Source organism: Flavobacterium sp. (assembly GCF_043773265.1).
In the GTDB taxonomy this organism is placed as follows: Bacteria; Bacteroidota; Bacteroidia; order Flavobacteriales; family Flavobacteriaceae; genus Flavobacterium.
Map to the genome: position 1 here is coordinate 1 of NZ_JAYVFH010000238.1, position 14163 is coordinate 14163.

Below are 14163 nucleotides of genomic sequence, written 5' to 3' on the forward strand. Positions count from 1 at the left end.
TTTAAGAAAAAGAAAACACAAACACCACAAATCCCTTATTTTTAAGGATTTTTTTGTTTTTATAAAATATAAACGACTGTTAAACAATATTTTACACAAACCATCGAAATGGCCACTATTCTTACACATTGTTAAAAACTAAAGCCGATTGTGAATAAGTTTGACTTTCTTTTTTGAATACAAATGACAATCTTTGTAGAGGTTGAAATAAGTTAAAAACTCTTAAAAATCTTCACATTATGTCTACTATAGAACCAATCCTTCAAGAAAATAAAAATCGTTTTGTGATTTTTCCAATAAAACATCACGATATATGGGAATGGTACAAGAAAATGGAAGCTAGTTTTTGGACAGCCGAAGAAATCGATTTACACCAAGATCTTACCGATTGGAATAACAAGTTGAACAACGAAGAAAAATACTTTATAAAACATATTTTAGCTTTTTTTGCTGCTTCTGACGGAATTGTAAACGAAAATCTTGCCGAGAATTTTGTAAACGAAGTACAATATGCTGAAGCAAAATTCTTTTATGGTTTTCAAATCATGATGGAAAACATTCATAGCGAAACCTATTCATTATTAATTGATACTTATGTAAAAGACGAAGCCGAAAAAGCAGAATTATTTAATGCTTTAGAAGTTTTTCCAGCAATAAAGAAAAAAGCAGATTGGGCATTAAAATGGATAGAATCTGATTCATTCGCAGAAAGACTAATTGCTTTTGCAGCTGTTGAAGGAATTTTCTTTTCGGGTGCATTTTGTGCTATTTTTTGGTTAAAAAAACGTGGTTTGATGCCTGGATTAACATTTTCTAACGAATTAATTTCGAGAGACGAAGGTGTTCACTGTGATTTTGCAGTGCATTTACACAACCATCACTTAATAAATAAAGTACCAAAAACTAGAATTAGAGAGATCATTGTTGACGCCTTAACTATTGAAAGAGAATTTGTTACAGAATCATTACCAGTTTCTTTAATAGGAATGAATTCTGTTTTAATGACACAATATTTAGAGTTTGTTGCCGACAGATTATTGGTTGAACTTGGTTGCGATAGAGAATACAATTCATCCAATCCGTTTGATTTTATGGATATGATATCGCTTCAAGGGAAAACCAATTTCTTTGAAAAACGAGTTGCCGAATACCAGAAAGCCGGAGTAATGAATACCGACTCTGAATCTAGTAAGATTAGTTTCGACGCCGATTTTTAATTATAAGTCACAAAAAAATTAACCACAAAGACGCTAAGGCACAAAGAAAAATTAAAGATTTATAAAGTTTTTAATTATATTCTCATTACATAAAAAAATCTTTGCGACTTAGCGCCTTCGTGGCAAAAAAGTGGCGAAAGTAAAACAACCGATTACAAATAACCAGAAATAGAAAAGGGATTTTCTGTTTCACAAAAAACAAAACTTATGTACGTAGTAAAAAGAGATGGTCACAAAGAACCAGTAATGTTTGACAAAATCACAGATAGAATTAAAAAACTATGCTATGGTTTAAACGATTTGGTTGATGCAGTTAAAGTAACCATGAGAGTCATTGAAGGATTATATGACGGTGTAACTACATCAGAATTAGATAATTTAGCCGCAGAAACAGCAGCTTCTATGACAATTGCACATCCAGATTATGCTCAACTAGCTGCAAGAATTGCAATTTCTAACTTACATAAAAACACCAACAAATCTTTCTCGGAAACAGCGAAAGAAATGTATCATTATATCAACCCAAGAAATGGTCAAAAAGCACCACTTCTTTCAGAAGAAGTTTATAACGTAATTCAAGAAAACGCCGAGTTTTTAAACTCTCATATTATATACAACCGTGATTTTAACTATGATTATTTTGGATTTAAAACCCTAGAACGTTCTTATTTGTTAAAAGTAAACGGAAAAATTGTAGAAAGACCTCAACACATGCTGATGAGAGTTTCTGTTGGAATTCACATGAACGATTTAGAATCTGTAATAGAAACATACAACCTAATGTCGAAGAAATTCTTTACTCATGCAACACCAACATTATTCAATGCAGGAACTCCAAAACCTCAAATGTCATCTTGTTTTTTATTGACAATGAAAGATGATAGTATTGATGGGATTTATGATACACTAAAACAAACTGCCAAAATATCGCAATCTGCTGGCGGAATTGGACTTTCTATTCACAATGTTCGTGCAACAGGAAGTTATATTCGTGGTACTAATGGAACATCGAATGGAATTGTTCCAATGCTTAGAGTATTCAACGATACTGCAAGATATGTAGATCAAGGTGGCGGAAAACGAAAAGGTAGTTTTGCAATATATTTAGAAACTTGGCATGCCGATATTTTTGAATTTTTAGATTTAAAAAAGAATACCGGAAAAGAAGAAATGCGTGCAAGAGATTTATTTTTTGCCATGTGGACATCCGATTTATTCATGAAACGAGTTGAAGCAGACACAACCTGGACATTAATGTGTCCAAACGAATGTGCTGGATTGTGTGATGTTTATGGAGACGAATTTGAAGCGCTGTATACTTCATATGAAACAGCAGGAAAAGGTAGAAAAACTGTAAAAGCACGTGAACTTTGGGAAAAAATTCTAGAATCTCAAATAGAAACAGGAACACCATATATGTTGTATAAAGATGCAGCTAATAGAAAATCTAACCAAAAGAATCTAGGAACAATTCGTTCTTCAAATCTTTGTACCGAAATAATGGAATACACATCTGAAGATGAAATTGCAGTTTGTAATTTAGCTTCTATTTCGTTACCAATGTTTGTTGAAAAAGGAAAATTCAATCACGAATTACTATTTAATGTAACAAAACGTGTTACAAGAAACTTAAATAAAGTAATAGACAGAAATTATTATCCAGTTATTGAAGCCGAAAATTCTAACATGCGTCATCGTCCAGTAGGATTAGGAGTTCAAGGTTTGGCAGATGCGTTTATTATGATGCGAATGCCGTTTACAAGCGACGAAGCAAAGCAAATGAACCAAGAAATTTTCGAAACTTTATACTTTGCAGCCGTTACAGCATCAATGGAAATGGCTAAAGAAGAAGGTCCATATTCTAGTTTCGAAGGTTCTCCAATTTCTAAAGGAGAATTTCAACACAATCTTTGGAATATTAAAGACGAAGAACTTTCGGGAAGATGGGATTGGGCAAATCTAAGAAAAGAAGTTATGACCAATGGAGTTAGAAATTCATTATTAGTTGCGCCAATGCCAACAGCTTCTACCTCACAAATTTTAGGAAATAACGAAGCATTTGAACCTTATACTTCTAATATTTATACACGCAGAGTGTTATCTGGCGAATTTATCGTAGTAAACAAACATTTACTTAATGATTTGGTCGAAAGAGGATTGTGGAACGAAACCTTGAAACAAGAATTAATGCGCAACAATGGTTCAGTTCAAGCTTTAGATATTCCACAAGATTTAAAAGAATTGTACAAAACCGTTTGGGAAATGTCAATGAAAGATATTATTGATATGTCACGTCATAGAGGATATTTTATTGATCAATCGCAGTCATTAAACTTATTCATGCAAGATGCAAACTATGCAAAATTAACATCAATGCATTTTTATGCCTGGAAAAGTGGCTTGAAAACTGGAATGTATTATTTAAGAACAAAAGCTGCTGTTGATGCTATTAAATTTACATTAAACAACGACAAAAAACCAGAAGCCGTTGTAGAAGAAGCCGTTGGCGTTGAAGTTGAAGCGCCAAACGAAACTGGCGAAATGACCGCAGAAGATTTTAAAGCAATGGTTGAAAAAGCTAGAAATGCTGGTCCAGATGATTGTGAAATGTGTGGATCGTAAGTAGTAATTTGTCATTTCGACGAAGGAGAAATCTCATAATCAAATCATAATGTTGGAGTCAACAAAATGATAATAAATTTTTAACAGCTGTCAATTGTGATGGCTGTTTTTTTTTAGACGTTATTCCCGCATTTCATTACAAGATTATTTGCAAAACACTTTTCATTACAAACGAAGTTCACCGAACACAAATGAAGATATCATCCAGTGAGGTAATCAGGACTAAAAATCAAAATATAAATTGCAATTCGTATCTTTGAAACAAATTAAATCAAAAGTAGAGATACTGAAACAAGTTCAGCATGAAAGAAAAAGGAGTTTACACAGGAATTATAGAAAAAGATAAAGACGGAAATTATTTTTGTGGCGAGTATTTATTGGATTATCAATACACCGAAAAAAGTTTTAAACTTGGAGATGAAATTAATCTTAAAACTGTAATTGCCAATCCTAGCGATAAAAGCTACAATCAATATCCAAAAAAATCTAGAAATTTTTTCTTGGCAAATGATAAAAAATAGAAAATGATTTTAATAAAAAGAGTAACATCTGATACTTTAGATTTTGAAAAATTAGTAATTCAACTCGATGCTTATTTAAAAATTCTTGATGGTGATGATCATGCTTTTTATGCGCAATTCAACAAAACTAATTTATTAAAAAATGCTTTAATTTGTTATGAAAACAATACAGCAGTTGGAATTGGTGCTTACAAAGAATATGACTCTGAAACTGTTGAAATTAAAAGAATGTTTACTTTGCCAGAATACCGTGGAAAAGGAATTGCCAAAGCAATTTTATCTGAATTAGAAAATTGGGCAAGAGAAGAAAATTATACAATCGCAATTCTTGAAACTGGCTGTTTGCAAAAAGATGCTATTTCATTATATCAAAAACTTGGTTATAAAATCTTTGATAACTATGGCCAATATAGTGGAGTTAAAACCAGCATTTGCATGAAGAAATCGCTATTAAAAAACATCTAAAAATTAATATTTAAAATCTAATATTTCACATTCCATGATGAACTGGGAACAACTTTTATCTTTAAAACGTCAAGGCGACACTAGCAAACGTTTAAGAATAGAACAAGACGATACACGATTGGGTTTTGAAGTAGATTATGACCGAATAATATTTTCAGCTGCCTTTAGAAGTTTGCAAGACAAAACGCAAGTCATACCAATGTCTAAAACCGATTTTGTACACACTCGGCTTACACACAGCTTAGAAGTTTCGGTTGTTGGTCGCTCAATTGGAAGATTAGTTGGTAAAAAAATTATCGAAAAATATCCGCATTTAAAAGAAATTCATGGATTTCAAGCTAACGATTTTGGCGCCATTGTTGCTGCAGCTTCCTTAGCTCACGACATTGGAAATCCACCATTTGGTCATTCTGGCGAAAAAGCTATTGGCGAATATTTCTCGATAGGAAAAGGACAAAAATACAAAGACCAACTAACCAATAAAGAATGGCAAGACTTAATAGATTTTGAAGGAAACGCCAACGGATTTTCAGTTTTAACAAGTTCACGACCAGGAATTGAAGGAAGCATACGATTAACCTATGCAGTTCTTGGTTCATTTATGAAATATCCAAAAGAAAGTTTACCCAAAAAACCAACCCAAAATATTGCCGATAAAAAATATGGTTTCTTTCAATCAGACAAAGAATTTTTTAAAGAAGTAGCATCAGAACTGGGTTTAATTCCTAATAAATCTGGCAATGATATTGGTTATGAACGCCATCCATTATGTTATTTAGTCGAAGCCGCAGATGATATTTGTTATACAATAATCGATTTTGAAGACGGTATAAATCTAGGTTTAGTTTCTGAAGATTTTGCATTAGAATATCTAATAAAATTGGTAAAAGATTCTATTGATACCTCCAAATATAATTCCTTAACAACCAAAGAAGATAGAATAAGTTATTTGAGAGCATTAGCCATTGGAAACCTAATTAATGATGCAGTAAAAGTATTTGTCGAAAACGAAGAAACAATTCTAAAAGGCGAATTTCCTTATGCATTGACAGATAAAAGCAAATACAAAGCTCAAATGAACGACATCATCCAAATAAGTATAAAAAACGTATATCAAAGTAAGGAAGTAATTCACAAAGAAATTATGGGTTACAAAGTAATAAACACATTATTAGACTGTTTTTGTGATGCTTATAATAAAAAAGTAAGTGGAACAGCGTCTAATTATGATGAATTATTATTAAAATTATTGCCAGAACGTTATCATTATCAAAAAGAAAATTTATATGAGAGATTATTACATATTTGTCATTATATTTCAATGTTAACAGATGGCAAAGCATTAGAATTATTCAAAACTATTCAAGCCAATAAAAGTTAAAAAAAGAAATATTCATTAATAAATTTTGTTTGCATCCATAAAATGCTAATTTTGTTCAAATTATACTAAAAATCAACCACCTTTTGTCATGAAAAAAAAGTTACTTTTACCATTATTCTCTTTAATTCTAATTTGTTTTAGTTGTTCTAAATCTAAAACTGATATTAAAACAGATACAAAAACCAATAAATCTATTGTTGTAAATACCGCAACAAACAATGAAAATTCTGATATAATTGAACCTTCAACTTCAGAAAAAACAATCAGTACAAATTCTTCTATCGTAGAAAACAAAAAAGAACCTGTTCTAACGGAAACAGATATTTTAAGACAAAAACATACTTCTTTTTTAGATAACAGTCCTTATAAAAAAGTAATGAGTTTGTCTAAAGGTGAAAGAAAAGCAATGGGAATTCCTCCAAATAAATATTACGAAAGTGAGTGGGAATTAACAATGAACCCAGAAACAGGAAAACCAGATACTCAAAATTTAATTTCTTTAAGAGATAGACTTATTAGAGAAAGAGCCGAAGCGTTTACTCAAGGTAGAGCACCAGGCGATGCAAGTGATAACAATTGGGTAGAAAGAGGACCTACAAATGTTGGAGGAAGAACAAGAGGAATTATGTTTGATCCAAATGATGCAACTAAAGAAACAGTTTTTGCTGGTGGTGTAAGTGGTGGTTTATGGAAAAACACTAACATTTCTAATTCAAGTTCTACTTGGACTAGAGTAAATATTCTAGAAAATTTATCGGTTTCAACAATTACTTATGATCCAAATAATACCAATGTGTTTTATGTTGGTACAGGAGAATCTTATGTTGGTGGCGATGTAAGTGGCGATGGTGTATGGAAATCAATTAATGGTGGTTTGACTTTTTCTAAAGTATTTGGAGGAATTTCTGGACCAACAACATTTCAATCGGCAGCCAATGTTACAGTGAATAGTCCTTCAATAGTTGCTGGTAACTATGTATGTTATCCTTCTACTGCTTTTGGAACTCCAGTAGCAGCGCCAATTACTGAAAACGTTGTATTGGTTAGCGATGGAACAGGCGCAACAGCTTCACTTGGATGTAATGGTTTGGCAAATGCTGGAGGATTACTTGGTAAAATTGCATTAATAAGAAGAGGAACATGTACTTTTGTTGTTAAAGTTAAAAATGCACAAGATGCTGGAGCAATTGGAGTAATTATGATGAATAATGTTGACGGAACTCCTGTTGCAATGGGAGGAACTGATCCAACTATTAATATTCCATCAACCATGATATCTAAAGCTGATGGCGATGCGATTGAAGCTGCATTACTTAGTGGAGCAGTAAATGCTACATTAAACCCAAGTGATGCATCAAGTTTTACTGGAAATTTAGTTCCAGGTAAACAACACATTAATGATATAAAAATTAGAAATAACGCAGGAAACTCTGAAATATATGTTGCAGTTGGCGATACGTATTATAGTTCTGCAAATGCTGCAACCTATTTAGGCGGAACAGATTATGGACTATACAAATCCCTTGATGGTGGAACAACTTGGACAGAAGTTTCTATGCCATTAACCGTTGGAGGATTTAAACATTGTCCAAATGATATTGCAATTGGCGCAGATAATAAAATATGGGTATCAACTCTAAATAGTGTAGTGTTTGGAAATGGCGGCGGAAATATATTTTCTTCTACAGATGGAACAAACTTTACTTTAAGATATAATGTAGCTGGTGGTGATAGAACACAAATTGAAGCTTCAGCAACAACTGCAGATAAAATTTATTCTCTTTCTGAACTAAGTGCAGGTGGTGTTATAATGAAAAAAACAACAAATGGTTTTGGCGTTGCCTCAGATCTATCTTTACCTGTTGATGCTGATGGTGGAATTCCTGCAACAGATTTTACTAGAAGCCAAGCTTTCTATAATTTAATGTTAAAAATTGACCCTGTTAATGATGAAATTTTATATACTGGAGGAATTGATTTATTTAAATCTACTGATGGCGGATCATCTTGGGAACAGTTAAGCCACTGGACAGGAAGTTTTGGATATCAATATGTTCATTCAGATCAACATGTTATGGCAATTGCAAATGGTGCTTCCAATAAAGTTGCATTTGGTGGTGATGGTGGTGTTTTCTTTTCAAATAATGCAGGAACTACAACAACTGCCAGAAACAATGGTTTAAATGTAACACAATTTTATAGTATTGGTGTTGCTCCAACAAACGTAGTAAGCGGTCTTACAGGTAGCTATTTTGTAGCTGGCGCACAAGATAACGGTTCACAATATTTTGCAAACGCTCCAGCTGGTGCAGGCGCAAGTACTCAAGCACAAGGTGGTGATGGTGCTTTCTCAATGTTTGATCAAGGTGCCGATAAATATTATATCACTAATTATGTTTATAATGAAAGTATTAATTATCGTTTGGCAGTTAGTCCTTTTACAGTAAGAGCTATAGATAATGATACTTCTACAACTAATAATGGCGCTTTTATTGCACCAATGGCTTTAGATTCAAGTTTAGATATTCTTTATTCTGATTATACTAATACAGCAACTCCAGCTTATCAAGTTAGAAGATATACTAATCTTAAATCTGGTGTAGTAAATAGAGCCAATTTAACCAATGCTTTATTAACTAATTCACCAAGTGCTTTAACGGTTTCTAAATATACTACAACTTCAACTACCCTTTTAGTAGGTACAAGAACTGGTAAATTATTAAAAATAACAAATGCTAATACTGGTACAGGAACTTGGACTGATATAACTGGGCCATCTTTTGTTGGAAGTGTTTCCGATATTGAATATGGTCTATCTGAAAGTGAAATATTTGTTACCTTTCATAATTATAATGTAGCAAGCATTTGGTATACTTCAAATGGTGGAACAACTTGGCAAAATAAAGAAGGTAATTTTCCAGATATTCCTGTTAAATCTATTCTTCAAAACCCATTAAACACTAATGAAGTTATTATTGGAACCGAATTGGGTGTTTGGTATACAAATACATTTAATACTGTTTCTCCTATTTGGAATCAATCGTTTAACGGAATGAGTAATGTGAAAATTACAGACATGGATTTAAGAAATGACAATACTGTTTTTGTTGCAACTTATGGAAGAGGAATTTTCTCAGGGCTATTTACAGCAGCAGTGTTATCAAATGATACAATTGTCGAAAATAAAGGAATAAAAATATTTCCTAATCCTTCAAACGGAGTTATTAATTTAAACATAGCCAACTTCACAGGTAAATTAAACATAGATGTTATTGACCTAAACGGAAAAGTTGTTCACTCAGAAAAAGATGTTGATTTCAACATTGAAAAAACAATTAACTTAAACAATATTCAATCTGGAGTATATATTTTAAATGCTACTGGAGAGAGTTTAAACTTTACAGAAAAAATTATTATTAAATAATTTAATTTATTAAGTTACCCATAAAAAAGGTTCATATAGCAATTACTATATGAACCTTTTTATTTGTTTAAAACAAATTTGTTCAATACCTTTTATTGTTTACTTCCTAATTAATTGGTTACCCAAATACTTTAATAATTCTATTAATCTAATTTCTAAACCAACAAATCTAACAGCCAATTTTACTGTAAAAATTACTTTTTTTCAATATTACTTTTGGAAAAAATGTAATACAAAAAACCTCAACTTCTAATTAAAGAAATCGAGGTTAATTATTAATAGAAGCAACTTATTTAATTATCAATAAATCATCTAATTGAGCTTGCAGTTGAGCATCAGAAGGTCTTTTTGCATTAGCATCAACAACATTTCCTTGCGGATCAATTAATATAAATCTTGGTATAGAATTTATTCCAAAAGCTTTTGTAAAATCTGACATCCAGCTTTTATCTGCATACAATTGAATTCCTCCAAGTTGTTTTTCTTTCACAAATTTTACCCATTTTTCATGATCTTTCATTTCATCTACAGAAATACTTACAAAAACAATATTTTTTCCATGATATTTTTCTTCAACTTTTTTCAAAGATGGAATCTCAGCTCTACATGGTCCGCACCAAGTTGCCCAAACATCAATATAAACATATTTCCCTTTTAAATCTTCAAGTTTAGTTTTTCCTCCTGAATGATTTTCATAGTCAAACGATTTAGATGCTTTACCAGTAATTCCTTTAGTAAGTTGTGCATCTTTATATGACATTTGCATGCCCAAAAACTCTTGGGTCATAGATTTCTTAGTTTGAATTTTAAAATTCTCATCATAAGTTCCACTAGCAAGTTTTTCGAAATCTGATTTCTTTTTTGCATCAAATACTAAATAAAAAGCATCCTTGTCTTTCTCGAAATTTTGTTTTTCAAAGTTTTCATTATTAATAGTGTTTTCAGCTAAAAAATTGTTTTCTTCTGAACCAACACCTGAAAAATTTAATGTTTCATCAAACTCTTTTGCATCCAATTTTATACTTAGATCAAAACCACCTTTTAAAAATAATTGAGCATACTCTACTCCATCATATAATGAAAAAAATCCGTCTTTAACTTCAAATTTATCAGTAAAAAATCCTTTATCATTAATTTTAATCTCTTTTATAGTTTTGCCAAAATTATCTTTAATATAAACAATATCACCGTTTCTATTATTAATTTGAGCTTTAAGATTAACCATACTCTGTCCTAATACAATATTTGAAATAAGACCTGTGAACAAGATGAACAACAATTTTTTCATAAAAAATAATATTAAAATTTATACTAAGTCAAATGTAGGTAATATTTTAATTGGATAATATAGATTAACAAAAAATTTCAATACATGTTTACCTTATATAATTGATTTAAGTTTTTTACTTTTGCAAAAAAAATATTTCAAATGTATAGAAGTCATAATTGTGGCGAATTGAATGCCTCACATATTAATCAAGAAGTAACACTTGCCGGTTGGGTTCAAAAATCAAGAGATAAAGGATTCATGAATTGGGTTGATTTGCGCGACCGTTATGGAATTACACAATTGTTATTTGACGAAAGTCGTTCAGAAAAATCAGTTTTCGAATTGGCTAAAACACTTGGAAGAGAATTTGTAGTTCAAGTAAAAGGAACGGTAATTGAGCGTGAAGCCAAAAATAAAAATATTGCAACTGGCGAAATTGAAATTCTTGTAAAAGAAATGACAATTCTAAATGCTTCATTAACGCCACCTTTCACGATTGAAGATGAAACCGATGGCGGTGAAGACATCAGAATGAAATACCGTTACCTTGACATTAGAAGAAATCCTGTAAAAAATAGCTTACTTTTTCGTCATAAAGTAGCAATGGAAGTTCGTAAATATTTATCAGATTTAGATTTTTGCGAAGTTGAAACTCCTTATTTAATTAAGTCAACTCCAGAAGGCGCAAGAGATTTCGTAGTTCCAAGTAGAATGAACGAAGGTCAATTTTATGCTTTGCCACAATCGCCACAAACGTTCAAACAATTATTGATGGTTGGCGGAATGGATAAATACTTTCAAATTGTAAAATGTTTTCGAGATGAAGATTTACGCGCTGATAGACAACCAGAATTCACACAAATCGATTGTGAAATGGCATTTGTAGAACAAGAAGATATTTTAAATGTTTTTGAAGGATTAACAAGACACTTACTTAAAGAAATAAAAGGTGTTGATGTAGAGAAATTCCCAAGAATGACTTATGATCATGCCATGAAAACCTACGGAAATGACAAACCAGACATTCGTTTCGGAATGGAATTTGGTGAGTTAAATCAATTTGCAAAACATAAAGATTTTCCAGTTTTTAATGCCGCCGAATTGGTAGTTGGAATAGCCGTTTCTGGCGTTGGTGAATATTCTCGTAAAGATATTGATGGATTAATCGATTGGATTAAACGTCCTCAAATTGGTGCTTCAGGAATGGTTTATGTAAAATGTAATGAAGATGGAACTTATAAATCATCTGTAGATAAATTTTACGACCAAGATGATTTGTCTAATTGGGCAAAAACTACTGGAGCAAAAGCTGGCGATATGATTTTTGTGCTTTCTGGCGATGCAGACAAAACTAGAACACAACTTTCTGCACTAAGAATGGAATTAGCAACAAGATTAGGATTAAGAAATCCAGCCGAATTTGCACCATTATGGGTTGTAGATTTTCCTTTATTAGAATTGGACGAAGAATCTGGAAGATGGCACGCAATGCACCATCCATTTACATCACCAAAACCAGAAGACATGGAATTATTGGCAACCAATCCAGGAAAAGTTCGTGCAAATGCTTACGACATGGTGTTGAATGGAAACGAAATTGGTGGTGGTTCTATTAGAATTCACGACAAAGCGACACAACAATTAATGTTCAAATATTTAGGATTTACCGAAGATGAAGCAAGAAATCAATTTGGATTCTTGATGGATGCTTTCCAATTTGGTGCGCCACCACATGGAGGTTTAGCTTTTGGTTTAGACAGATTAGTTGCAATTCTTGGCGGACAAGAAACAATTAGAGATTTTATTGCTTTCCCAAAAAATAATTCAGGAAGAGATGTAATGATCGATGCTCCATCTATAATTGATGATGCTCAATTAAAAGAATTACATATAAAAGTTGAATTGAAGTAATTTATATCAAATTCGCAACTTATTAGAAAGCAACCATTTAAAAATTAATAAATTGTTGCTTTTTTATTTCAATTAATGAGATGTTTCAAATATTTGTCTGAAAATCATTCAATTAGAATTAGAAATTATTACCCTAATTTTAACATTTTTTTTTATTTTTGTTTGCTATGTCATAAATAAGTATATCTTTGACCATTATTAATTTTTTTATATTACAAAAAATGCGCACAGGAACAGTTAAATTTTTTAATGAATCAAAAGGTTACGGATTCATTACAGACGATGAAAATGGAAAAGACATTTTCGTTCACGCTACTGGTATTAAAGCTGAATCACTAAATGAAGGTGATAAAGTTTCTTACGAAGAAGAAGAAGGAAGAAAAGGTAAAGTTGCAGCTCAAGTAGCTGTAATCGAAGACTAATATATATTATTTTTTGGTTACCTCAATGGCTAAACGCTCTGAAAATTTCAGAGCGTTTTTTTTATTAGTTAATTTTCTATTTAGAAAGGTTTTAAATAACTAAATTTGTATAATAAATAACAAACGTTTATCCATTCACTTTTGTGAATTAAATAATGCGATGTATATTTGTGGCTATTTTACAAAACGCTAATTATTTAGGTATATGCAGTCTACTCAAATCGATTATTTACCAATCCTAATGCAAGCTGGTTTAGCTATAGGATTTGTTGTTGCAACTATTATTGGATCTAGCTTTTTAGGACCAAAAAGACACTCGAAAAACAAAGATAAAAATTTTGAATGCGGAATAGAATCTGTAGGAAATGCACGAATTCCGTTTTCTGTAAAATATTTTCTAGTTGCAATACTTTTTGTGCTTTTTGATGTAGAAGTTATCTTTTTATATCCTTGGGCTGTAAATTTTAAAGAATTAGGCGTAGACGGAATGATAAAAATGGTTATTTTCATGCTATTGCTTTTAGTTGGTTTCTTCTACATTATCAAGAAGAAAGCTCTAGAATGGGAATAATAAAAAATATTTTAAATTATAAATGTTGAATTTTAAATTAGCTTTTCATTTAAAATTTATAATTCAAAATTCAAAATAAAATGAATAAAGAAACAAAAATGGTTGCTCCTCCAGAAGGAGTTACTGGCGAAGGATATTTTGCAACTAAACTAAACGATGTTGTTGGTTTGGCTCGTGCCAATTCGCTTTGGCCTTTACCTTTTGCAACTTCTTGTTGCGGAATTGAATTTATGGCTACAATGGCATCACACTACGATTTAGCACGGTTTGGTTCTGAGCGAGTTAGTTTTTCTCCGCGACAAGCAGATATGTTGATGGTAATGGGAACTATTTCTAAAAAAATGGCTCCTATTCTACGC

The 14163-nt window shown here is 31.6% G+C and carries 10 protein-coding genes and 1 pseudogene; 10 read left to right on the forward strand and 1 reads right to left on the reverse strand.

Features of this window, described 5'->3' with window-relative positions; genetic code table 11:
* Positions 1–239 precede the first annotated feature (239 nt).
* The 6 genes from ACH2BO_RS12770 (at position 240) to ACH2BO_RS12795 (ending at position 9630) form a co-directional block, all read left to right on the forward strand.
* Positions 240–1217, forward strand: coding sequence for a ribonucleotide-diphosphate reductase subunit beta (locus ACH2BO_RS12770; RefSeq protein ID WP_395045117.1), 978 nt, complete (start codon positions 240–242; stop codon positions 1215–1217).
* Positions 1218–1424: 207 nt separating this feature from the next.
* On the forward strand, positions 1425–3839 hold the full coding sequence (locus ACH2BO_RS12775; RefSeq protein WP_395045118.1) for a ribonucleoside-diphosphate reductase subunit alpha: 2415 nt from the start codon (positions 1425–1427) through the stop codon (positions 3837–3839).
* A 302-nt stretch (positions 3840–4141) separates the two neighbouring features.
* Positions 4142–4360 carry a hypothetical protein gene (locus ACH2BO_RS12780; protein WP_395045119.1) on the forward strand — a complete coding sequence of 73 codons (219 nt, stop codon included), beginning with the start codon at positions 4142–4144 and terminating at the stop codon, positions 4358–4360.
* 3 nt (positions 4361–4363) lie between these two features.
* Complete coding sequence (locus tag ACH2BO_RS12785) at positions 4364–4825, forward strand: GNAT family N-acetyltransferase (RefSeq protein WP_395045120.1); 462 nt, start codon at positions 4364–4366, stop codon at positions 4823–4825.
* Positions 4826–4862: 37 nt separating this feature from the next.
* Positions 4863–6206 (forward strand): deoxyguanosinetriphosphate triphosphohydrolase, encoded by a 1344-nt coding sequence (locus ACH2BO_RS12790; RefSeq protein WP_395045121.1) that lies wholly within the window; start codon positions 4863–4865, stop codon positions 6204–6206.
* Between the two features lie 88 nt (positions 6207–6294).
* The gene (locus tag ACH2BO_RS12795) at positions 6295–9630 is read left to right on the forward strand and encodes a PA domain-containing protein (protein ID WP_395045122.1); all 3336 of its coding nucleotides are present in this window, start codon (positions 6295–6297) and stop codon (positions 9628–9630) included.
* A gap of 289 nt (positions 9631–9919) precedes the next feature.
* On the opposite strand, the gene ACH2BO_RS12800 is transcribed toward ACH2BO_RS12795, so the two are convergent.
* A complete protein-coding gene (locus ACH2BO_RS12800) occupies positions 9920–10918 on the reverse strand; it encodes a TlpA family protein disulfide reductase (RefSeq protein ID WP_395045123.1) in 999 nt (332 codons plus the stop codon).
* Between the two features lie 141 nt (positions 10919–11059).
* Between ACH2BO_RS12800 and aspS the strand changes: the two genes are divergently transcribed.
* The 4 genes and pseudogenes from aspS to ACH2BO_RS12820 form a co-directional block, all read left to right on the forward strand.
* Positions 11060–12811: an aspartate--tRNA ligase gene (gene aspS, locus ACH2BO_RS12805; protein WP_395045124.1), complete on the forward strand. Its 1752-nt coding sequence runs from the start codon at positions 11060–11062 to the stop codon at positions 12809–12811.
* A 221-nt stretch (positions 12812–13032) separates the two neighbouring features.
* Positions 13033–13233, forward strand: a complete 201-nt coding sequence (locus tag ACH2BO_RS12810) for a cold-shock protein (protein WP_395045125.1) — start codon at positions 13033–13035, stop codon at positions 13231–13233.
* Positions 13234–13438: 205 nt separating this feature from the next.
* Positions 13439–13804 (forward strand): NADH-quinone oxidoreductase subunit A, encoded by a 366-nt coding sequence (locus ACH2BO_RS12815; RefSeq protein WP_395045126.1) that lies wholly within the window; start codon positions 13439–13441, stop codon positions 13802–13804.
* 80 nt (positions 13805–13884) lie between these two features.
* Positions 13885–14163, forward strand: a pseudogene (locus tag ACH2BO_RS12820) (NADH-quinone oxidoreductase subunit B); the annotation flags it as partial.